The 21,343-nt window shown below is 56.9% G+C and carries 21 protein-coding genes and 2 pseudogenes; 17 read left to right on the top strand and 6 right to left on the bottom strand.

What is annotated here, in order from left to right:
* The first annotated feature begins 13 nt into the window (after window positions 1-13).
* The 11 genes from guaA to AB4P97_RS17855 all read left to right on the top strand — a co-directional run bounded on the left by guaA (window position 14) and on the right by AB4P97_RS17855 (window position 9,536).
* Entirely contained in the window at window positions 14-1,591 is a 1,578-nt protein-coding gene (gene guaA / locus AB4P97_RS17905; RefSeq protein ID WP_042560909.1) for a glutamine-hydrolyzing GMP synthase, read from the top strand.
* A 304-nt stretch (window positions 1,592-1,895) separates the two neighbouring features.
* The gene (locus AB4P97_RS17900) at window positions 1,896-3,098 is read left to right on the top strand and encodes a site-specific integrase (RefSeq protein WP_000954590.1); all 1,203 of its coding nucleotides are present in this window, start codon (window positions 1,896-1,898) and stop codon (window positions 3,096-3,098) included.
* Window positions 3,099-3,245: 147 nt separating this feature from the next.
* Window positions 3,246-3,467 carry an AlpA family transcriptional regulator gene (locus AB4P97_RS17895; protein ID WP_001179606.1) on the top strand — a complete coding sequence of 74 codons (222 nt, stop codon included), beginning with the start codon at window positions 3,246-3,248 and terminating at the stop codon, window positions 3,465-3,467.
* A 4-nt stretch (window positions 3,468-3,471) separates the two neighbouring features.
* Window positions 3,472-4,299: a helicase RepA family protein gene (locus AB4P97_RS17890; RefSeq protein ID WP_001162384.1), complete on the top strand. Its 828-nt coding sequence runs from the start codon at window positions 3,472-3,474 to the stop codon at window positions 4,297-4,299.
* Complete coding sequence (repC, locus tag AB4P97_RS17885; protein WP_000743064.1) at window positions 4,286-5,167, top strand: replication protein C, IncQ-type; 882 nt, start codon at window positions 4,286-4,288, stop codon at window positions 5,165-5,167. Before AB4P97_RS17890 ends, repC begins: the two co-directional genes overlap by 14 nt.
* A gap of 1,032 nt (window positions 5,168-6,199) precedes the next feature.
* On the top strand, window positions 6,200-6,388 hold the full coding sequence (locus AB4P97_RS17880; RefSeq protein ID WP_000024442.1) for a stabilization protein: 189 nt from the start codon (window positions 6,200-6,202) through the stop codon (window positions 6,386-6,388).
* A 140-nt stretch (window positions 6,389-6,528) separates the two neighbouring features.
* Window positions 6,529-7,308, top strand: coding sequence for a P-type conjugative transfer protein TrbJ (trbJ, locus tag AB4P97_RS17875; protein ID WP_000836966.1), 780 nt, complete (start codon window positions 6,529-6,531; stop codon window positions 7,306-7,308).
* Between the two features lie 12 nt (window positions 7,309-7,320).
* Complete coding sequence (gene trbK / locus AB4P97_RS17870; RefSeq protein WP_000718002.1) at window positions 7,321-7,557, top strand: entry exclusion lipoprotein TrbK; 237 nt, start codon at window positions 7,321-7,323, stop codon at window positions 7,555-7,557.
* 10 nt (window positions 7,558-7,567) lie between these two features.
* Window positions 7,568-8,995 carry a P-type conjugative transfer protein TrbL gene (gene trbL / locus AB4P97_RS17865; RefSeq protein ID WP_001405816.1) on the top strand — a complete coding sequence of 476 codons (1,428 nt, stop codon included), beginning with the start codon at window positions 7,568-7,570 and terminating at the stop codon, window positions 8,993-8,995.
* Window positions 8,996-8,999: 4 nt separating this feature from the next.
* Window positions 9,000-9,248: a hypothetical protein gene (locus AB4P97_RS17860; protein WP_000213809.1), complete on the top strand. Its 249-nt coding sequence runs from the start codon at window positions 9,000-9,002 to the stop codon at window positions 9,246-9,248.
* A gap of 63 nt (window positions 9,249-9,311) precedes the next feature.
* Window positions 9,312-9,536 (top strand): type I toxin-antitoxin system ptaRNA1 family toxin, encoded by a 225-nt coding sequence (locus tag AB4P97_RS17855; RefSeq protein ID WP_000211355.1) that lies wholly within the window; start codon window positions 9,312-9,314, stop codon window positions 9,534-9,536.
* A 36-nt stretch (window positions 9,537-9,572) separates the two neighbouring features.
* On the opposite strand, the gene AB4P97_RS17850 is transcribed toward AB4P97_RS17855, so the two are convergent.
* From AB4P97_RS17850 to AB4P97_RS17840, 3 genes and pseudogenes are all read right to left on the bottom strand, one after another.
* The gene (locus AB4P97_RS17850; protein ID WP_000131871.1) at window positions 9,573-9,776 is read right to left on the bottom strand and encodes a hypothetical protein; all 204 of its coding nucleotides are present in this window, start codon (window positions 9,774-9,776) and stop codon (window positions 9,573-9,575) included.
* Window positions 9,777-9,890: 114 nt separating this feature from the next.
* Window positions 9,891-10,598, bottom strand: a pseudogene (locus tag AB4P97_RS17845) (arsenic resistance protein); the annotation flags it as partial.
* A gap of 33 nt (window positions 10,599-10,631) precedes the next feature.
* Entirely contained in the window at window positions 10,632-13,517 is a 2,886-nt protein-coding gene (locus AB4P97_RS17840; RefSeq protein WP_001138082.1) for a Tn3 family transposase, read from the bottom strand.
* 125 nt (window positions 13,518-13,642) lie between these two features.
* Between AB4P97_RS17840 and AB4P97_RS17835 the strand changes: the two genes are divergently transcribed.
* From AB4P97_RS17835 to AB4P97_RS17820, 4 genes are all read left to right on the top strand, one after another.
* Window positions 13,643-14,257 (top strand): recombinase family protein, encoded by a 615-nt coding sequence (locus AB4P97_RS17835; protein WP_000904906.1) that lies wholly within the window; start codon window positions 13,643-13,645, stop codon window positions 14,255-14,257.
* A gap of 65 nt (window positions 14,258-14,322) precedes the next feature.
* Window positions 14,323-15,126: an aminoglycoside O-phosphotransferase APH(3'')-Ib gene (aph(3'')-Ib, locus tag AB4P97_RS17830; RefSeq protein ID WP_001082319.1), complete on the top strand. Its 804-nt coding sequence runs from the start codon at window positions 14,323-14,325 to the stop codon at window positions 15,124-15,126.
* On the top strand, window positions 15,126-15,962 hold the full coding sequence (locus tag AB4P97_RS17825) for an aminoglycoside O-phosphotransferase APH(6)-Id (protein ID WP_000480968.1): 837 nt from the start codon (window positions 15,126-15,128) through the stop codon (window positions 15,960-15,962). Before aph(3'')-Ib ends, AB4P97_RS17825 begins: the two co-directional genes overlap by 1 nt.
* Window positions 15,963-16,123: 161 nt before the next feature.
* The gene (locus AB4P97_RS17820; protein WP_208536440.1) at window positions 16,124-16,396 is read left to right on the top strand and encodes a hypothetical protein; all 273 of its coding nucleotides are present in this window, start codon (window positions 16,124-16,126) and stop codon (window positions 16,394-16,396) included.
* Between the two features lie 15 nt (window positions 16,397-16,411).
* On the opposite strand, the gene tet(Y) is transcribed toward AB4P97_RS17820, so the two are convergent.
* From tet(Y) to traJ, 3 genes and pseudogenes are all read right to left on the bottom strand, one after another.
* The gene (tet(Y), locus tag AB4P97_RS17815) at window positions 16,412-17,587 is read right to left on the bottom strand and encodes a tetracycline efflux MFS transporter Tet(Y) (RefSeq protein ID WP_011931119.1); all 1,176 of its coding nucleotides are present in this window, start codon (window positions 17,585-17,587) and stop codon (window positions 16,412-16,414) included.
* 26 nt (window positions 17,588-17,613) lie between these two features.
* Window positions 17,614-18,489 (bottom strand): annotated as a pseudogene (gene traI, locus AB4P97_RS17810) (TraI/MobA(P) family conjugative relaxase); the annotation flags it as partial.
* Complete coding sequence (traJ, locus tag AB4P97_RS17805) at window positions 18,486-18,860, bottom strand: conjugal transfer transcriptional regulator TraJ (RefSeq protein ID WP_033472343.1); 375 nt, start codon at window positions 18,858-18,860, stop codon at window positions 18,486-18,488. The pseudogene traI and the gene traJ, both read right to left, overlap by 4 nt.
* 329 nt (window positions 18,861-19,189) lie before the next feature.
* Here traJ and AB4P97_RS17800 point away from each other — a divergent pair, with 329 nt between their 5' ends.
* Window positions 19,190-19,582 (top strand): TraK family protein, encoded by a 393-nt coding sequence (locus tag AB4P97_RS17800; protein WP_052928019.1) that lies wholly within the window; start codon window positions 19,190-19,192, stop codon window positions 19,580-19,582.
* A 244-nt stretch (window positions 19,583-19,826) separates the two neighbouring features.
* Window positions 19,827-21,320 carry an IS91-like element ISVsa3 family transposase gene (locus AB4P97_RS17795; protein ID WP_001120888.1) on the top strand — a complete coding sequence of 498 codons (1,494 nt, stop codon included), beginning with the start codon at window positions 19,827-19,829 and terminating at the stop codon, window positions 21,318-21,320.
* Window positions 21,321-21,343: the final 23 nt, after the last annotated feature.

Here is a 21,343-nt window from a genome sequence, read left to right as displayed (position 1 = left end):
ACGAGACTGAATCATGGCCCTCGACATTCACGCTCACCGCATCCTGATCCTCGACTTCGGTTCGCAATACACGCAACTGATCGCCCGCCGCGTGCGCGAGATCGGTGTTTACTGCGAACTGCACCCGTTCGACATGGACGAAGATGCGATCCGCGAATTCGCACCTAAAGGCGTCATCCTCGCCGGCGGCCCGGAGTCCGTGCACGAAGCCAACAGCCCGCGCTGCCCGCAAGCCGTGTTTGACCTCGGCGTGCCGGTCTTCGGTATCTGCTACGGCATGCAGACCATGGCCGAGCAACTGGGCGGCAAGGTTGAAGGTTCTGAGCTGCGTGAGTTCGGTTACGCCCGCGTTGACGTGGTCGGCAAGAGCCGTCTGCTCGACGGCATCGAAGACCACATCGACGCCGACGGCCTGTTCGGCCTCGACGTGTGGATGAGCCACGGTGACAAGGTCACCAAGATGCCGGAAGACTTCCACATTCTGGCCAGCACCCCAAGCTGCCCGATTGCTGGCATGTTCAACGACGATCGCGGCTACTACGGCGTGCAGTTCCACCCGGAAGTGACCCACACCAAACAGGGCGGCCGTATCCTGTCGCGCTTCATCCTCGACATCTGCGGCTGCGAAGCACTGTGGACCCCGTCGAAGATTGCCGAAGACGCCATTGCCAACATCCGCGCACAGGTCGGTACCGACAACGTGTTGCTGGGTCTGTCCGGCGGCGTTGACTCCTCGGTGGTTGCCGCGCTGCTGCACAAAGCCATCGGCGACCAGCTGACTTGCGTCTTCGTCGACAACGGTCTGCTGCGTCTGCACGAAGGCGAGCAAGTGATGGCCATGTTCGCCGAGAACATGGGCGTCAAGGTGATCCGCGCCAACGCTGAAGAGCAGTTCCTGAACAATCTGGCCGGCGAAGCCGACCCAGAGAAGAAGCGCAAGATCATCGGTCGTACCTTCATTGACGTCTTTGATGCCCAGTCGAACAAACTGGACAACATCAAGTACCTCGCTCAGGGCACTATCTACCCGGACGTGATCGAGTCGGCTGGCGCCAAAAGCGGCAAGGCTCACGTGATCAAGTCGCACCACAACGTGGGCGGCCTGCCGGAAGAGATGAACCTGAAACTGGTCGAGCCACTGCGCGAACTGTTCAAGGACGAAGTCCGTCGTCTGGGTCTGGAACTGGGTCTGCCGTACGACATGGTTTACCGTCACCCGTTCCCGGGTCCGGGCCTGGGCGTGCGCATCCTCGGTGAAGTGAAAAAGGAATACGCCGACCTGCTGCGTCGTGCCGACCACATCTTCATCGAAGAACTGCGCAAAGCCGACTGGTACCACAAGGTCAGCCAGGCGTTCGTGGTCTTCCAACCGGTGAAATCGGTTGGCGTGGTTGGCGATGGCCGTCGTTACGCCTGGGTCGTTGCCCTGCGTGCCGTAGAAACCATCGACTTCATGACCGCACGTTGGGCTCACCTGCCTTACGAACTGCTGGAAACTGTCAGCGGCCGCATCATCAATGAAATCGAAGGCATTTCGCGCGTCACTTACGACGTGTCGAGCAAGCCGCCGGCGACGATTGAGTGGGAATGATTCCGCGTCTGGCACAGCCAGGCACCTGATGGCATGAAATGCCGCTAAGCCCGCGTAATTGCGGGCTTTTTTTTGTTTGTGTTTGGCACGATCTGGCAACGGGAGGAAGCGCCAAGCACCGTTTGAGCATGGCATTAAAGCTGGTATTATGGTTTGGCGATGCCATGATTGATGCCGATACCATGCTGCGTTCTTTTGTGTGTTCATGGTATTAATATTCTATAAGTTACTGTTTCGTAAGAAAAAATACGATAAATTCGAGATTTTTTCAGCATGGTATCGGAGACGAAGAAGGACAAGGTACATGCTGACCGATACCAAGCTGCGCAATCTCAAGCCCAGGGACAAACTCTACAAAGTGAATGACCGGGAAGGTCTCTATGTGGCAGTGACTCCAGCCGGCTCCATCTCGTTCCGTTACAACTACTCAATCAACGGTCGGCAGGAGACCATCACCTTTGGGCGTTATGGTGTCGGTGGCATCACCCTGGCCGAAGCCCGCGAGCTGTTGGGTGACGCCAAGAAGATGGTTGCGGCGGGCAAGTCGCCGGCCAAGGAGAAAGCCCGAGACAAGGCGCGGGTGAAAGATGCAGAGACGTTCGGTGCCTGGGCGGAGAAGTGGCTGCGTGGCTACCAGATGGCCGACTCCACCCGCGATATGCGCCGCTCGGTTTATGAGCGTGAGCTGAAGCCGAAATTCAGCAATCAGAAGCTGGTGGAGATCACCCACGAAGACTTGCGGGCGCTGGCTGATGCCATTGTTGAGCGAGGCGCACCGGCCACCGCCGTTCATGTGCGTGAAATCGTGTTGCAGGTATTTCGCTGGGCCATCGAGCGTGGGCAGAAGGTCGAAAACCCGGCAGAACTGGTGCGCCCAACAAGCATCGCTCGATTCGAGCCACGTGACCGAGCGTTGACGCCAGAAGAAATTGGGCTGATGTACCAGTACATGGAGCGAGTGGGCACAAGCCCAACAAACCGTGCGGCGGCCAAGCTGTTATTGCTGACGATGGTGCGCAAGAGCGAGCTGACCAATGCGACCTGGAGCGAGATCAATTTCAGCGAAGCGTTGTGGACGATTCCAAAGGAGCGGATGAAACGCCGTAACCCGCACCTGGTATTTCTGTCCCAGCAGGCTCTGGATATTTTCATTGCCATGAAAACCTTTGCCGGTGGTTCCGACTTCGTTTTGCCATCACGGTACGACTCGGATGCGCCGATGAGCGCTGCCACACTTAACCAGGTGCTGACGCTGACTTACAAGGCGGCGCAGAAAGATGGGAAGTCACTTACCAAGTTCGGACCGCATGATTTGCGGCGCACAGCCAGCACGCTGTTGCATGAGGCCGGCTACAACACCGACTGGATCGAGAAGTGCCTGGCGCACGAGCAGAAGGGCGTGAGGGCTGTCTACAACAAGGCTGAGTACCGCGAGCAGCGGGCGGCGATGTTGCAGGATTGGGCCGATATGATTGATGAGTGGACTTCGGGAGGCAGTAAGGGTTGATGTTTTTGCTATCTTTGATAGCATTGAAGTTGATGCCGTGAATTTATAAATAAGGCCGCCATTGGCATCGGGCAGGTCAATTACCGATTAGCTGCTTCGCGCAGCTACTCGATGAATAGCAACTATTCATTTGAGAGGTATTGACCCATGCAAAATATAAAGACCCTCATCAACAGGAAGAAGCTCCTGGAGATGATCCCGCTTTCGACACGAACAATTTATAACCTGGAGCAGCGAGGGGATTTTCCACGCCGTATCGCGTTAACCAGTAGAAATGTCGCCTGGGATTTGTCAGAGGTCGAAGAGTGGATTGAGGCACGTAAATCATCGGGTGATCAAGCTGCGCGACCTGGCCCTATAGAGGGCTAGTTATATGGCTCTTGATCTTATGGCGGCTTTCACGGAATTGCCGCCACCCATTGATTATGTTCTGCCTAATATGGTTGCTGGCACTGTTGGTGCTCTTGTGTCGCCTGGTGGGGCTGGTAAATCCATGTTGGCCCTTCAATTGGCTGCACAGATTGCAGGCGGGCCTGATTTACTTGAAATAGGCGAGTTTCCCACCGGGCAAGTGGTCTATCTGCCTGCTGAAGATCCACCGGCCGCTATTCACCATCGTCTGCACGCCCTTGGGGCACACCTCAGCGCAGCGGAACGGCAAGCCGTGGCTGATGGTTTGCTCATTGAACCCTTGATCGGTAAATGCCCAAACATCATGGCTGCTAGCTGGTTCGATGCTCTCAAACGAGCCGCTGAAGGTCGTCGCTTGATGATCTTGGACACTTTGCGGCGCTTCCACATTGAGGAGGAGAACGCTAGCGGGCCGATGGCGCAGGTTGTTGGGCACATGGAGGCCATAGCCGCTGATACAGGCTGCTCCATTGTGTTTCTGCACCACGCGAGTAAAAGCGCAGCCATGATGGGGTCGGGCGATCAACAGCAGGCCAGTCGTGGATCGTCCGTACTGGTTGATAACATCCGTTGGCAATCGTACCTATCCGGCATGACGCAAGGCGAGGCCGAGATACTGGGGGTCGATGATTGTCAGCGTGGGTATTTTGTCCGCTTTGGCGTCAGCAAGGCCAACTATGGCGCACCTTTTCAAGAACTCTGGTTTAGACGGCACGACGGCGGCGTGTTGAAGCCTGCTGTACTGGAGCGGCAGTGCAAGGTGAAAAGGAGACAGCGTGAAGAAGCCTAAGCATGACCTGACCCACGTCCGACATGATCCCGCGCACTGTTTGGCACCTGGCCTGTTCCGCAGCCTCAAGCGTGGCGATCGCAAACGCTGCAAGCTGGACGTGACCTACACCTTTGGCGAGGACGAATCCATGCGTTTCGTCGGATTCGAACCTCTCGGGGCCGATGATATGCGTCTTTTGCAAGGCATCGTGGCCCTTGGCGGCCCGAACGGCATCTTGCTAACCCCGGAACCGACCAGTGAGACGGGGCGACAGCTACGGCTATTCCTTGAACCCCGTTTCGAAGCCATTGAGCAAGACGGCTTGGTGGTTCGTGAGAGCCTGACCAAACTGCTCTCAGAAACGGGCATGACGGATAGCGGCGACAACATCAAGGCGCTCAAAGCCAGCCTGCTGCGCATGTCGAACGTCACCATCCTTGTGACGAAGGGACGGCGGCAAGCCGCGTTCCACCTGATGAGTCATGCTTTTGACGAGACGGACGGCAGGCTATGGGTTGCCCTGAATCCGCGTATTGCCGAAGCGATCCTGGGGCATCGTCCATATGCCCGTATCGACATGGCGGAAGTGCGGGTGCTACAGACTGATCCGGCACGGCTGATGCACCAACGGCTATGCGGCTGGATCGACCCCGGCAAATCCGGGCGCGTGGAACTGGACACGCTTTGCGGCTATGTCTGGCCAGATGAAGCCAATGCCGAAGCTATGAAAAAACGCCGTCAGACTGCCCGGAAGGCACTGGCCGAACTTGCCGCCGTGGGTTGGGTAGTGAACGAATACGCCAAGGGAAAATGGGAGATCAAGAGGCCTGGCCCCACGGCAACTGCACCCGTTTACCGTCGTAACGTTCCCTTGTTACCGTCGTAACGCTCCCCTTCTGCCGTCGTAACGTTCCCCGTCCCAATTTGGAAAACCCAGACGGTGCGCTGCTTTGCGGGCAGTTTGGGAAATCCATCCAAGATTATCTAAAGATAATCCATCATGCGCGGTGCAGCTCGCGCCTTGAGGGCGCGTTCTGACCTTGCCAATAAAGCCCTGGCGGGCTTTATCAATCGGCCATAGGCCGATGGTTTAACGCCAAGAAGAGAAGGCGGCTTCAGTGGCCGCTGAAACGCCTTGTGAGAGGGGAAAACAACCCGGAGTCCCTTATTCCATGAGCTGAAGCAGAATCTGCGTCTAACGGTGCTGGAGGGCCGCTGTGTGCACTTGTAGTTATCTGTACTGAAACCTTGGCTCGAAACGTGAAATGGCTAAGCAGTGCCCATTCGTTCGGTAAGAATAATAAGAAGATTATTATTCTTATTATTACCAAGCAGGAATGAGCCGTGTGTGTTGGACGCCCATAACCAGTAACCTGCGTGAAGGTGTCAACATCAGGAAAGGTTGCCCCTCAAGTATCAATACGTCGCCTTAGTGGTATGACGGGAGGGGAGGCAAATTTCTTGTGTTCATTGACACTTGAGGGGCGGGTTATGCCCTTCTTTTTTGGCGTCCAACTCGCCCCATCGGGGCGAATGGTTTGTGTCGATTGTTGGCATTTTAGGTTCCGATTTAAAGCCGATTGAGCAGCGATTTTGAAGCGACTATGTCGATTGCAGGCCGATTTGGTGACGATTACGGTTATGTTGCCAAGAATCGGTGTTTGTTTGACGATAAAACGCTTTACGTTCGATATGCGCTAGATTTTCAATAGTGGGTGAAATGCGGGCAGGATGGGTGAAGTTAGCTAACCGGCAAGCCGGTTATCTATCTTCACTGTCCCTTATTCGCGCCGGGGGCACTCAACGGGAATCCTGCCCTGCGGGGCTGATCGGCTACCGCCGGTTGCAAGAGTATAGGTCTTGCTATTTTTAATATCTTTGATAGCATGGTTGTCGGGTACACCAAAAGGGTATTGATATGGCAAATGTGCTTATCAGGAATTTACCCGCCGAGGTGCACCGTGCGTTGAAAGTTCGAGCAGCGCTCAACGATAGGAGCACCGACGCGGAAATACGCGAAATACTGACGGCGGCAGTACAGCCGCTAGAGCTTGAAGAGATTGGCCGGGAAGTTGGCTTGTCCGAAAGCGATAAAAAAACAGAGTAGTTTTACGTTTGTAAGTCCGGGCCTCAGCGCCAAGGGCAATACCGATCAGCTAGTGGCGTAGCTCTTCGATGAAACGTTGCCGAGAACAAGCACAACGCTTGGTCAAGGCAATGCCTTCTTTTCATCGACGGAGTACGACCATGAAGTCCAAAATTTTAGCGGCTAAAAAAACCGCTCTAGCCGTTGCACTCGCAACCGGCTTTATCACCACTACCACCGCCCCTGTGCAAGCTGGTATCCCCGTCATCGACGGCGGCAACCTGGCCCAGAACATCATGACGGCCATCGAGTCGGTGGCGCAGACGCTCAAGCAGATTGAGCAGTACCAGACCCAGTTGCAGCAGTACGAAAATCAGCTCCAGAACACGATGGCCCCAGCCGCGTATATCTGGGATCAGGCGCAGACTACGATCAACCGGCTGATTGCCGCGCAAAACACGCTGGCCTATTACGAGAACCAGCTAGGCAGCCTGGATCGTTACCTGGCCAAGTTTCAGGACGTGGCCTATTACCGCAGCTCGCCATGCTTCAACGGCAGCGGCGGATGCACGCCGGCCGAAAAGGCAGCGATGGAAGAGAACCGCCGCCTGGCGTCAGAGTCGCAAAAGAAGGCCAACGATGCCCTGTTCCAGACCGTTGCCGACCAGCAAAAGGCTTTGAAGGATGACGCCCGTACCCTGGAGCGGCTGCAAGGCGCGGCCCAGGGTGCAACTGGCCAGCTACAGGCCATCGGCTACGCCAACCAGCTCGCCAGCCAGCAGGCCAATCAGCTCTTGCAGATTCGCACCATGTTGACCGCCCAACACAACGCGGAGGCAGCCCGGATTGCAGCAGAACTCGATGCCGAGGCGCGAGGTGATGCCAGGGCCGAGCAAATGCGTACCTGGACGTTTCGCCCGAGTCCGGCAGACAACTACTAGGGAGGCGGTGAGATGAAAAAAATCTTTTTTACTACCGCGGCTACGTTGCTGTTGTTGGCTGGATGTGAACAGGAAAGGATGCCCGAACCAAATGCGGCGACGTGTGCCCCCGATGCGTTCCAGGCAGCACTGAATGAAATGCGCAGCGAAGCGAACCGAGAGGCCTTTACCGAGGAATGCAGAGCATTCCAGAAGGCCAAGCAGATGCGTCAGTGGGAGTTCAAGCCCAGCCCTAAAGATGATTATTGAGGTGGTCGCCATGAGAAAGAAAATTGCTCTAGGTGGCTTGATGATGGTCGCCACAATGGTGCTGGCTGAACCTGCAATGGCGCAGGAGCTAAGTAGCAGCGGTGTTATGAATGATGTGCTCAAGCGTTTTCATGATGCTGCCGCAACATGGGGGCCAGCTATTGAGTCCGCTGCATCGCGTTTGTTCTGGACGCTGGTTGTGATTTCGATGGTCTGGACATTCGGCATGATGGCTTTGCGCAAGGCCGACATTGGCGAGTTCTTCGCGGAGTTCGTTCGCTTCACGATCTTCACCGGCTTTTTCTGGTGGTTGCTGACGAATGCGAACCAGGGCATGAATATCGCCGGTACGATTGTTCAGTCATTGCAAACTCTGGGCGCGCAGGCGGGGGGACTTTCCAATAGCAATCTTGGGCCCTCCAGCATCCTTGATCTTGGTTTCGAGTTATACAACCGCACAGTACAGGCCACCTCGGAGCTGGGATGGCGGCAGATGGCAACTGCTCTGGTCATGGAGCTAATGGCCCTGGCTGTTTTGTTTGTCCTGGCGTTGATTGCGGTCAACCTGTTGCTGTTGCTCGCATCAGCCTGGATTCTGTTGTATGCCGGTGTGTTCTTCCTTGGCTTTGGTGGAAGTCGTTGGACTTCCGACATGGCGATCAATTACTACAAGACCGTGCTGGGCCTGGCCGCACAGCTTATGGCAATGGTGCTTCTGGTTGCGATTGGCAAAGAGTTCATCAATCACTACTACACGCAAATCAGCGAGAACATGGCATCCCAGGAACTGGCCGTGATGTTGGTTATATCGGTCATCTTGCTTTTCTTGGTCAACAAAGTTCCGCCGATGATTTCTGGTCTTGTGTCTGGTGGTGGTATTGGCGCAGCCGGTGGAATTGGAAACTTCGGTGCGGGTGCGGCAGTTGGGGCGGCGGTGACGGCGGCCAGTATGGCAACTGGCGGCGCTGCCCTGGCAGGTAAAGCGGTTATGGGTGCCGCAGCCGGTGCAGCCGGAGGTGCAAGTGCACTCCAAGCGGCTTTTCAGAAAGCATCAGCGAGTATGGAAACCGGCGGTGACATGTCCAGCATGGGGTCAGTTGTCAGCAGTGGCGGAAACGGTGGTGGTGAAGCGGGTACTGCTGGCAGTAGCCCATTCGCCCAAGCGGCTGGCTTTGGTGACAGCGGCAGTAGCTCAAGCGGTGGCGGCTTTGCCAAGGCCGCGAAGCTGGCCACAGGCACGGCCTCCGAGTTAGCCAAGGGTGTCGGCTCTCAAGTGAAGCAGGGATTCCAGGAGCGAGTGAGCGAAACCACAGGCGGAAAACTGGCTGCTTCGATACGCGAAAGCATGGAGCCGAAAGAAGCAAGCCAATCTGGCCAGTTCGAGGGCAATAGCTTGGGCGCCGATTCTGGCCCAGATAGTAACGAAGTCAGGAGTTAGCACGATGACGACATCAACATACATGGCCGCATTGGCGGCCCTGGATGAAGCGCCAAGGGAAGAAGTCAGCCAGGTATTTATTTCGCCGCTGGGTGATCAATCGACCGAGGTCGATGCAGAGACAGAAACAGCCGCTTTTGTATCACGGCCAGACCCTATGAGAGAGAGCGAAACTAAGCCGATAAGTATTGAGGTTAATGGCGGCAGGAATGAGCGGTCAGCATTCGCGGAGGCGGCGGGGCTGTACCTGTAGGCGCACCGGGCTGGCCACAACCAGCCCGGCACTTTCAATCAACACCTACTGGAGAGGTGAATTATGACAACACAACATATTATCGAACCAGGGCAAGCAGTGCATCAAGCAGCGGCTATTCTTTCTTCTTTGGAGTACATCAACCAAGCGGAAGCGCGGAGCCTTGGGCCATTGGCCGAAGCCGTCGCTAATGCTTTTATGGTGGTGTACTACCAAGCTGAAACGGGCCGGGCGACACAGGCTGATTTTCAAGAAGCAATGAACGCCTTGCGCCAAGCGTGCAGCTAATGACGAAAGGGCGGCCACTCGAACTGGCCGCCTTTTTCAATCTTCACTGTTTGGCCATTCCCGACCCACAGACGGCGCATCCATCCATTCGCGTTCCTCCGGCGGCAGCGGGTAAGCCCCGGATGCTTCCGCGTCGGCCAGTAGTTCGGCCAGTGTGTAGCGCACCCGACCAGTGGAAACGGCGCGGGCCGGGTCGGCCTTCTCATGCAGCCTGTTCTCTAGGTTCTTTGGGTCTGTCATCGGGCGACCTCAGCAAGCATGGATACTAGGTGTTCCAGGTCAGTGATCGAATGCGCCAGGAAGCGGCCGGCGCGGCAATCTGCAATCATTTCCTCAGTTTTTTCCTACTCATGTTCAACCTCGTTCGTACCAGCTCTTCGAGCGATTCACCACGCGCACGACCAGCAGCATCACCGGCACTTCGACCAGGACGCCGACCACGGTTGCCAATGCAGCGCCGGAGTGCAGACCGAACAAGCTGATGGCGGCCGCCACGGCCAGCTCGAAGAAGTTGCTGGCACCGATCAGGGCCGAAGGACAGGCGACAGAGTGCTTTTCCCCCGCCCGCTTGTTCAGCCAGTAGGCTAACCCGGAATTGAAGAACACTTGAATCAAGATCGGCACGGCTAGCATGGCGATCACTAACGGCTGCCGGATGATGGCCTCGCCCTGGAAGGCGAACAGTAGAACCAACGTCAGCAGCAGCGCGGCCATCGACCACGGCCCGATCTTCTGCATGGCCCGTTCAAAGGCGGCCTGTCCTTGCTTGAGCAGATGCCGCCGCAAGAGCTGCGCCAGGATCACCGGCACGATGATGTAGAGCACGACCGAAATCAGCAGCGTGTCCCAAGGCACCGAGATCGAGGACATGCCCAGCAGCAGGCCGACGATGGGCGCGAAGGCCACGATCATGATGGCGTCGTTCAGAGCCACTTGCGAGAGCGTGAAAAGCGGGTCGCCGTTGGTAAGGCGGCTCCACACGAACACCATTGCCGTGCAGGGCGCGGCGGCCAGCAAGATCAAGCCCGCGATGTAGCTGTCCAGTTGATCGGCCGGCAGGAAGGGGTCGTTTGCGGGAGGGGGCGGAATCCTACGCTAAGGCTTTGGCCAGCGATATTCTCCGGTGAGATTGATGTGTTCCCATCCGAGCGGCGAAACATGGGCCAAGAGATCGGGCGATAGCAGCTTTCCATCGCGTTTCTGGTTTGCAACGACCTCGCCGAGCTTCATGGTGTTCCAGAAGATGATGATGGCGGCGAGCAGATTCATGCCGGCGATGCGGTAATGCTGGCCTTCGGCGGAACGGTCGCGGATTTCACCGCGGCGGTGGAAGCTGATTGCCCGCTTCAGCGCATGATGAGCTTCGCCTTTGTTGAGCCCGATCTGGGCACGCCGTTGGAGTTCGGCATCCAGAATCCAGTCGATCATGAACAGGGTGCGCTCGACGCGACCGACTTCCCGCAGGGCTGTCGCGAGCTCGTTCTGCCGCGGATAGGAGGCGAGTTTCCGCAGAATCTGGCTTGGCGCGACGGTCCCGGCAGCAATGGTGGCGGCGATGCGCAGGATGTCGGGCCAATTGCGCTCGATCATGGCTTGGTTGACCTTTCCGCCGATCAACGCTCGCAGGTGCGCCGGGGCGGCCGACGGATTGAACGCGTAGAGCCGTTTGGATGGCAGGTCGCGGATGCGCGGAGCGAACCGGTAGCCGAGAATGGCACATGCGGCAAAGACGTGATCGGTGAAGCCGCCCGTGTCGGTGAACTGCTCGCGGATATGGCGTCCAGCATCGTTCATCAGCAGGCCATCGAGGATGTAAGGCGCTTCGCTTGCCGTTGCAGGAATCACCTGGGTTGCGAACGGCGCATATTGGTCGGAGACGTGGCTATAGGCTTTCAGGCCCGGGGTATTGCCATATTTCGCGTTGACCAGGTTCATGGCCTCACCTTGCTCTGTAGCGACGAAGAACTGTCCGTCGCTCGAAGCCGACGTGCCCATGCCCCAGAACCGGGCCATGGGTAACGCTGCCTGTGCCTCGACCACCATGGCCAGCGCCCGGTCATAGGCTTCGCCCTCGACATGCCACCGTCCAATGCGGATCAATTCCCAGAAGGTGTGGGTGTTTGTCGCATCCGCCATTTTGCGCAAGCCGAGGTTGATCCCTTCCGCCAAGATAACGTTCATTAGCCCGATCCGGTCAGCGCAGGGTGCTCCTGTGCGCAGATGGGTGAACGCTTCGGTGAAGCCGGTCGCCGCATCCACCTCCAGCAGGAGATCGGTGATGCGCGTGGGCGGGATCTGCTTGTAGAGATCGAGCACCAGATCTTCGGCGCCTGTCGGCGCGGCGGCTTCGAGTTTCTCGATATGCAGAACGCCGTTTTCAATCGACCCGCCCGGGATCGTGCCTGCGCGAGCGGCACGGCCAAGCTCGCGCAACCGCATGTCGAGGCGAGCTTGCCGGTCTGCCAGCCATTCCTCCGGCCGCAATGGCACAGCGAGACGACCGCCTTCCGCGATGGATTGTGCCGGAACGAGTGCGTGTTTCAGATCGCCATAGCGCCGGGACCTAGTAAGCCAGACATCTCCGGAGCGGAACGCATCGCGCAGATGGAACAGCACCGCGATCTCCCATAGGCGAGCGTCGCCAGCCCTCTGGGCCCGAAGGTGGCGATGCCATTTCGAGCTGGGCCGCAAGAAGCTGGTCATCGCGGCATCGTTCAAACCGGTACGAAGGGCCGTCACCGCTTCCAGAAGCGGCAGTGCAACGGGCGCAGCTCGCAGATCGAGCAGGCGCAACATGCGTGGAGCGTATCGGCGGAAGCGGTGATAACCGTCGAGCACATGATTGAGCGGATCGTCGGCCATGGTGGCGGTCAGCCTGGTTGCCATTGCAACAAGGGTTTTTAAGCCGTCCCACCCTGACCCACTCGCGATGACATCGCCCAGCGGCTGGCCATCATCCTGTGCATCGACCAGGGCGCCCCCGATCTCGGCGAAGGATTTCAGGGTGTCACGCACCACCCCCGCTTCGTCTGCGACCTTTGCATGGCAAATACGCTCCGAAGCACGGTAGAGACGGCCGACGATCCGGTCGTGGGTTTCGACCACTGCGTCGGCCAACATCGCCTGCCATTCCGAGACGCAAACAGCCAAGATCGCAAGCCGCCTGTCCTCCGGGAGATCGCGCATGCCGTCGGCATAATACCGTTCACCCTGCCTGCGCAGACGAGTCACCCGATGGGCAGGAACGCCGGCAAGCAGATCCTCGGGGAGATCGATGCGTTGCAGATATTCGAGCCGGTCGAGCAGCCGGTTGGCCGACGAAGAGTTCGAGCCAGGCTCGAACTGGCGCAGCCACACAAAACGGGTCACCCGATCATCAGCCGTCTCCTCGAGCAATGCCAGCAACTGTTCTCGGATCGACATAGGCAGCCGACTGGCGATCCTCGTCTCGATGCGTCGCTCGGCATCGACGAGAGCCGCGGCACAAAGCCGCTCGATCGTGGATGTCGCGGGAAGGACAGTGCGGGTGCGTCGGCACTCGGCTACGAAGCGACGGGCGATATCCTCGTTCGACACCGCCATCTCGGCTTCTCGGAACAACCATTCCTTCAGCTCGCTCGCACCACGTCCGGAGAAGGTGCGGAAGCCGTAGAGCCCCCGTAACTCGGCAAGATGCTCGTGCCGTGTTTCCTCGCGGGCAGCATAGTCTACGAGATCGTCGGCACCCAGGCCAAGCTGCGCTCCGATAAATTCGATGACCTCTGCAGGGATCAGTTCGCCTGGAGCCAGCACCCGGCCGGGATAGCGCAGGACACACAATTGCAGGGCGAAGCCGAACCTGTTGTGAGCGCGCCGACGCAGCCTGATATGCCCAAGGTCTTCATCACTCAGCGTATAGTGCTTGAGCAAATCCGTCTGTGAAGTCGGCAAGCGCAACAGCGCGTCTTTCTGCCGATCGGTTAGAGTGACGCGACGCGGCATACATGTTCCTTTTTCAAAATCTGATAGCGTTCAAGACGCTTTGTTTATGAAGCTGGTTGAGATACATTTCCAGAGGTCAATGCAATCGTGGCCGAAGCGCCGCCTCAAACCAACGTTTGTGATACATGCTGATCGGATATGCCCGCGTCTCCAAAGCCGATGGCTCGCAGTCTCTCGACCTGCAGCACGACGCCTTGCGCGCCGCAGGTGTCGAACGGGACAATATCTATGATGATCTTGCTTCCGGCGGTCGTGATGATCGCCCTGGCTTGACTGCCTGCCTCAAGTCATTGCGTGACGGCGATGTGCTGGTGGTCTGGAAGCTCGATCGCCTCGGACGATCGCTTGCCCATCTGGTCAACACGGTGAAGGAGCTGTCAGACCGCAAGATCGGCCTGCGGGTTCTGACTGGAAAGGGCGCTCAGATCGACACCACGACTGCGTCCGGTCGCATGGTGTTCGGAATCTTCGCCACCTTGGCCGAGTTCGAGCGGGATCTGATCCGAGAGCGCACCATGGCGGGTCTCGCCTCCGCGAGAGCGCGCGGTCGCAAGGGCGGACGAAAATTCGCGCTCACCAAAGCTCAGGTGCGTCTCGCGCAAGCCGCCATGGCCCAGCGCGATACTTCAGTTTCCGATCTCTGCAAGGAACTCGGCATCGAGCGCGTCACTCTCTACCGATATGTCGGTCCCAAAGGCGAGCTCAGAGACCATGGAAAGCATGTTCTCGGACTTACGTAGCAACTCGTTTCTTTTCGCAGGTTGAGCCACCTCCGCGCTTCATCAGAAAACTGAAGGAACCTCCATTGAATCGAACTAATATTTTTTTTGGTGAATCGCATTCTGACTGGTTGCCTGTCAGAGGCGGAGAATCTGGTGATTTTGTTTTTCGACGTGGTGACGGGCATGCCTTCGCGAAAATCGCACCTGCTTCCCGCCGCGGTGAGCTCGCTGGAGAGCGTGACCGCCTCATTTGGCTCAAAGGTCGAGGTGTGGCTTGCCCCGAGGTGATCAACTGGCAGGAGGAACAGGAGGGTGCATGCTTGGTGATAACGGCAATTCCGGGAGTACCGGCGGCTGATCTGTCTGGAGCGGATTTGCTCAAAGCGTGGCCGTCAATGGGGCAGCAACTTGGCGCTGTTCACAGCCTATCGGTTGATCAATGTCCGTTTGAGCGCAGGCTGTCGCGAATGTTCGGACGCGCCGTTGATGTGGTGTCCCGCAATGCCGTCAATCCCGACTTCTTACCGGACGAGGACAAGAGTACGCCGCAGCTCGATCTTTTGGCTCGTGTCGAACGAGAGCTACCGGTGCGGCTCGACCAAGAGCGCACCGATATGGTTGTTTGCCATGGTGATCCCTGCATGCCGAACTTCATGGTGGACCCTAAAACTCTTCAATGCACGGGTCTGATCGACCTTGGGCGGCTCGGAACAGCAGATCGCTATGCCGATTTGGCACTCATGATTGCTAACGCCGAAGAGAACTGGGCAGCGCCAGATGAAGCAGAGCGCGCCTTCGCTGTCCTATTCAATGTATTGGGGATCGAAGCCCCCGACCGCGAACGCCTTGCCTTCTATCTGCGATTGGACCCTCTGACTTGGGGTTGATGTTCATGCCGCCTGTTTTTCCTGCTCATTGGCACGTTTCGCAACCTGTTCTCATTGCGGACACCTTTTCCAGCCTCGTTTGGAAAGTTTCATTGCCAGACGGGACTCCTGCAATCGTCAAGGGATTGAAACCTATAGAAGACATTGCTGATGAACTGCGCGGGGCCGACTATCTGGTATGGCGCAATGGGAGGGGAGCAGTCCGGTTGCTCGGTCGTGAGAACAATCTGATGTTGCTCGAATATGCCGGGGAGCGAATGCTCTCTCACATCGTTGCCGAGCACGGCGACTACCAGGCGACCGAAATTGCAGCGGAACTAATGGCGAAGCTGTATGCCGCATCTGAGGAACCCCTGCCTTCTGCCCTTCTCCCGATCCGGGATCGCTTTGCAGCTTTGTTTCAGCGGGCGCGCGATGATCAAAACGCAGGTTGTCAAACTGACTACGTCCACGCGGCGATTATAGCCGATCAAATGATGAGCAATGCCTCGGAACTGCGTGGGCTACATGGCGATCTGCATCATGAAAACATCATGTTCTCCAGTCGCGGCTGGCTGGTGATAGATCCCGTCGGTCTGGTCGGTGAAGTGGGCTTTGGCGCCGCCAATATGTTCTACGATCCGGCTGACAGAGACGACCTTTGTCTCGATCCTAGACGCATTGCACAGATGGCGGACGCATTCTCTCGTGCGCTGGACGTCGATCCGCGTCGCCTGCTCGACCAGGCGTACGCTTATGGGTGCCTTTCCGCAGCTTGGAACGCGGATGGAGAAGAGGAGCAACGCGATCTAGCTATCGCGGCCGCGATCAAGCAGGTGCGACAGACGTCATACTAGATATCAAGCGACTTCTCCTATCCCCTGGGAACACATCAATCTTACCGGAGAATATCGTTGGCCAAAGCCTTAGCGTAGGATTTCGCCCTCTCCCGCAAACGACCCCATGTGGGCGGTAAAATCAGCTATGTCCGTATTCCCTCACCTGAAGACTTCTGGTGATGAAAATGGCATCCCCACCCGGAAACTGGAAAACCCGCTATAAAGCCAGTGATCTTGCAGACCATCAAAGATTAGAAATGACCTGCAAGAAATGTAACCGCCTTGTTTATATCAATAAGGCAATGATCAGCTCAATTCGAGGACACGAGCAATTATATTTGGACGAAGTTGAACGACGCGCACGCTGCAAAGCTCAAAATTGCCGTGGCACCATGCGCATGGCAATGGTGCGTCTTGATGAACTCAGCGGTTTTATTGGCGGGATTGCTTGATCTCCCGCCAAGATTTTAAGATCGCAATAAACTGGCTGACTGGCGCAATAATGGTATAGCAATAAGATAAAGGCTTGCTGCGACGAGCCAAACCCAACCATCCCACTGCCCCGCGGTTAAGCCATAAAGCGTCGTAAATCCGACCGGCCCGATAATCGAGGTTATATTCGTCAACCCCGTTAAAGTTCCCTGTAAAGCACCTTGTTTTTCATCGCAAACAAGACCTGAAATAATGGCCTGCAAAGCAGGCATACCAATGCCGCCTGTGGCCAGCATAAAAATTGCCGGCAGAACCATCCAGCTTTGCGTGATAAAAGCCAGCAATAAAAACCCGCACATATCAGCGCCCATTCCAAGCAGCAACACACCGCGGTCACCCAGTCGCTTTGAAAGAGTGCCGGTTAAAACAGCTTGTACGAATGTATGTGCTGCACCAAAAACGGCCAGCGACACACCTGCTGTGCCAATATCCCAATTCAAGCGCTGTTCGCCATAAATCACCCACAAAGCGGCGGGCGCCTGCCCAATCAGCTGCATAAGAAAAAACAACGCAAAAAAGCTGGCAAGTCCCTGAACTGCAAAATTGAAGCGAAAGCCTTCAAACAAATTGATTTTGGCTGGCTGTCCTTCAGGCGGTTGTGACGGCGTTTTGGGCAACAAGAAAGCCACCAAACAAAAGGCAATTGCATTGAGAAGAGCCCCTGCCACAAAGGGCGCATGCACAGATATATCACCAAGAACACCGCCAATAGCAGGCCCTGCAATCATACCTGCACCAAAACACGCCCCCATAAAACCAAACCAACGCGCACGTTCTTCCTGTTTAGTTGTATCAGCGATAATTGATGCCGCGATTGCACCAGTTGCTCCGGTAACACCTGAGATAATCCGGCCGATATAAAGCACCCATAAAACAGGCGCTGCCGCCATTATGCTATAATCAATCGTGGCACCTAAAAATGAAACCAGCAAAATAATCCGCCGTCCATAGCGGTCAGATAACCGCCCTAAAACGGGCGCGCAAAAGACCTGCATAAACGCATAAAGCGATAAAAAAACACCATAGTGAAATGCTGTTTGCTCTGCCGGTACAAATTCATTTAATAAAGCCGGAACCACCGGCATGATTAATCCCAAACCAATCGCATCAAGCGCGACAACAATGAGTGCGGTTATAAGTGATTTTGACATAGATGTGACTTTTATTTATCATTGATAAGTTGGCGATAAAAAACTTTGTACCTGGCATAAAGCTCGGTGGTGTCAGCGCGTGACCGTACCGGCTTCTTTTGATACTGCCGCCTGGGCGGCTTCTCCTGCTGATCCGGTGACGCCTCAAAGGCTCCCAGCCGCTTTTCCAGGGCAGGCTTGGACAGATCGCGGGACAGGGTGCTGGGCTTGACCATCGTGCCGTCATCGGCCCGGATCACCAACCCGTTACCCCTTGGCGTAATCTCCAGGCCGTTATCACGCATGACCTGGTGCAGCTCCGTCCAGGACTGCGCGGCTTTAATGTCGTCCAGGCATTCGCGCTTGATCCAGCCCACCAGACTTTCCACGCCGGCATGGCGCTCCATGTCGGCGGCCCTCGATGCCGCCCCGCGCTGCTGCGGCCGGTGATTGTCTGCCTCCAGGCCATAGTCCCGTTCCAGCGTCTCGCACAAGTCGGCCAGCGCCAGGTGCGGATAGTACGGTTCGTGCATCGTGTGCCTGGTCGGGTGAATCTTGTTGATGGCAATGTGGATGTGCAGGTTGTCGGTGTCGTTATGCACGGCGCTGATACGCTGATGCTCACCAAACCCTAGCCCTTGGCAAATCCGTTCCTCTATCGCCTTCAAGGTGTCGGCATCGGGATTCTCGCCGGCGCGAAAACTGACAATCAGGTGATAGGTCTTATCGCCCTTGGCCCTGGTGTTCATGTGCTGGGTGGCCAGCACTTCGGTGATGGCATCGCGCACTGAATGCGCCTCGCAATTCGTGACCTGAACATGGCCCAGCCGGTGGTCTTTGCTCTGTGCGTCGGTGATGTATTTAGCCAGGTCGGCAAAGTCTGATTTGCCCAGGGAACGCATGGCAACATGCTTGGCAATCATGATGCTGCCCTGGGTCGCACAATAGATTCCATCAATCGGCTCATTTCGTCCTGGTTGGCCTCAATCCGGGCCAGCAGGCCCAAGACAGTTTCAGCGCTGAACCGGGCCGTTCGGGCATCGTCGGTCAGCCACAATTTCAGCAGACCACCGAGGCGGCCCAGGTCGCCATTGACCCGCACCAGCTCGCGCACGTTCTCGTAATCGGTCACGCCCTGGACGGCGTAACCCTGCCCCACGGCCAGCAAAAAAGCAGACGTACTCAAGCCAGCCGCTTGTGCGTTGGCCTCAATGGCGGCCCGCTCTTCCGGCAGGCAATACACCTTGATCGGCGTGCTGCTTTTTCTCGTTACCTTCTGCTCTGTCGCCTCCATCTTTGGCGTCCTCCTGGTTCTCTTATTCCGGCGTCCGCCGATGGCCCCGCAGGGCAGGATTCCCGTTGAGCGCCGCAGGTGCGAATAAGGGGAAGTGAAGAGGAACACCATGCTTGCATGGTGGGCCTACTTCACACATCCTGCCCGCTTCACCACCACTTTAACATCACTACCATTTACCGGCTATAACCCGTTTTATCGACAAACACAAGCCGATTCCACGCATAAGGCGTGCAATCTGGCTTTAGTCGCCTTACAATCGCTTTAATAGCGATAGAATCGGCATTAAATCGCGGATAAATCGACATATAAAAGGCGGTAGAATCGGCATGACTAAACGGCTTACAGAGCGCATTGCAGCGCAAATGCAGACCCAAAAGCCCACCCGTTCAGGACAGAATCGGGCGGCTTTCCTGGCCCAGCGCGACGACATAAAAGAGGCTTTGACCGATGGCTGGCCGGTAAAAGCCATCTGGAAAACGCTGCACGATGAAGGGAAAATCAGCTTCGGATATGATGCTTTTATCAGCTATGTGAACAGTCTGATTCGGTCGCCAGGCGAGCCTGAAAAGGCCACCGCAAGACCGCCGGCATCCTCCCAACCGGCCCCCAAGAAAGCCACCCCAGCGACACCCAAACCAGTACCATCAGCCAGCCATAAGCCGGGGGAGATTCCCAGCTTCAACTTCAACCCCAGCCCGAACAAAGCGGACTTGATTTGACGCCCCAAGGGGCGGATTGGACGCCAAGAGGGAAGGCATAGCCCGCCCCTCAAGTGTCAATGAACCCCTGGAAATCGACCCCGAAAACAGCCCCCTTCATAGAGGCGGCCTATTAACATTTGAGTGGGAGTGACGGGCACTGGCTGGCAATGTCTAGCAACGGCAGGCATTTCGGCTGAGGGTAAAAGAACTTTCCGCTAAGCGATAGACTGTATGTAAACACAGTATTGCAAGGACGCGGAACATGCCTCATGTGGCGGCCAGGACGGCCAGCCGGGATCGGGATACTGGTCGTTACCAGAGCCACCGACCCGAGCAAACCCTTCTCTATCAGATCGTTGACGAGTATTACCCGGCATTCGCTGCGCTTATGGCAGAGCAGGGAAAGGAATTGCCGGGCTATGTGCAACGGGAATTTGAAGAATTTCTCCAATGCGGGCGGCTGGAGCATGGCTTTCTACGGGTTCGCTGCGAGTCTTGCCACGCCGAGCACCTGGTCGCTTTCAGCTGTAAGCGTCGCGGTTTCTGCCCGAGCTGTGGGGCGCGGCGGATGGCCGAAAGTGCCGCCTTGCTGGTTGATGAAGTACTGCCTGAACAACCCATGCGTCAGTGGGTGTTGAGCTTCCCGTTTCAGCTGCGTTTCCTGTTTGCCAGCCGGCCCGAGATCATGGGGTGGGTGCTGGGCATCGTTTACCGCGTCATTGCCACGCACCTGGTCAAGAAAGCGGGCCATACCCACCAAGTGGCCAAGACGGGCGCGGTCACCCTGATCCAGCGTTTTGGATCGGCGCTCAATCTGAATGTTCACTTCCACATGCTGTTTCTCGACGGTGTGTATGTCGAGCAATCCCACGGCTCAGCGCGTTTCCGCTGGGTCAAGGCGCCGACCAGCCCAGAGCTCACCCAGCTGACGCACACCATCGCCCACCGGGTGGGTCGCTATCTGGAACGGCAAGGCCTGCTGGAACGGGATGTCGAAAACAGCTATCTGGCCTCGGATGCGGTGGATGACGACCCGATGACACCCCTGCTGGGGCACTCGATCACTTACCGTATCGCTGTCGGTTCACAGGCGGGGCGAAAGGTGTTCACTTTGCAAACTCTGCCGACCAGTGGTGATCCGTTCGGTGACGGGATTGGCAAGGTAGCCGGGTCCAGCCTGCACGCCGGCGTGGCGGCCAGGGCCGATGAACGCAAGAAGCTCGAACGGCTGTGCCGGTACATCAGCCGCCCGGCGGTATCCGAGAAGCGGCTGTCGTTAACACGAGGCGGCAACGTGCGCTACCAGCTCAAGACGCCGTACCGGGACGGCACCACGCACGTCATTTTCGAACCATTGGATTTCATTGCAAGGCTGGCCGCCCTGGTACCGAAGCCCAGAGTCAACCTAACCCGCTTCCACGGGGTGTTCGCACCCAACAGTCGGCACCGGGCGTTGGTCACGCCGGCAAAACGGGGCAGGGGCAACAAGGTCAGGGTGGCTGATGAACCGGCAACACCAGCACAACGGCGAGCGTCGATGACATGGGCGCAACGGCTCAAGCGTGTTTTCAATATCGACATCGAGACCTGCAGCGGCTGCGGCGGCGCCATGAAAGTCATCGCCTGCATTGAAGACCCTATAGTGATCAAGCAGATCCTTGATCACCTGAAGCACAAAGCCGAAACCAGCGGGACCAGGGCGTTACCCGAAAGCCGGGCGCCACCGGCTGAGCTGCTCCTGGGTCTGTTTGACTGACGAGCCTGAAGGCCAACGATACC

It is taken from the genome of Pseudomonas sp. A1230 (assembly GCF_044218825.1).
Lineage (GTDB): Bacteria > Pseudomonadota > Gammaproteobacteria > Pseudomonadales > Pseudomonadaceae > Aquipseudomonas > Aquipseudomonas iridis.
This window is presented reverse-complemented; position numbering and strand designations above follow the sequence as displayed.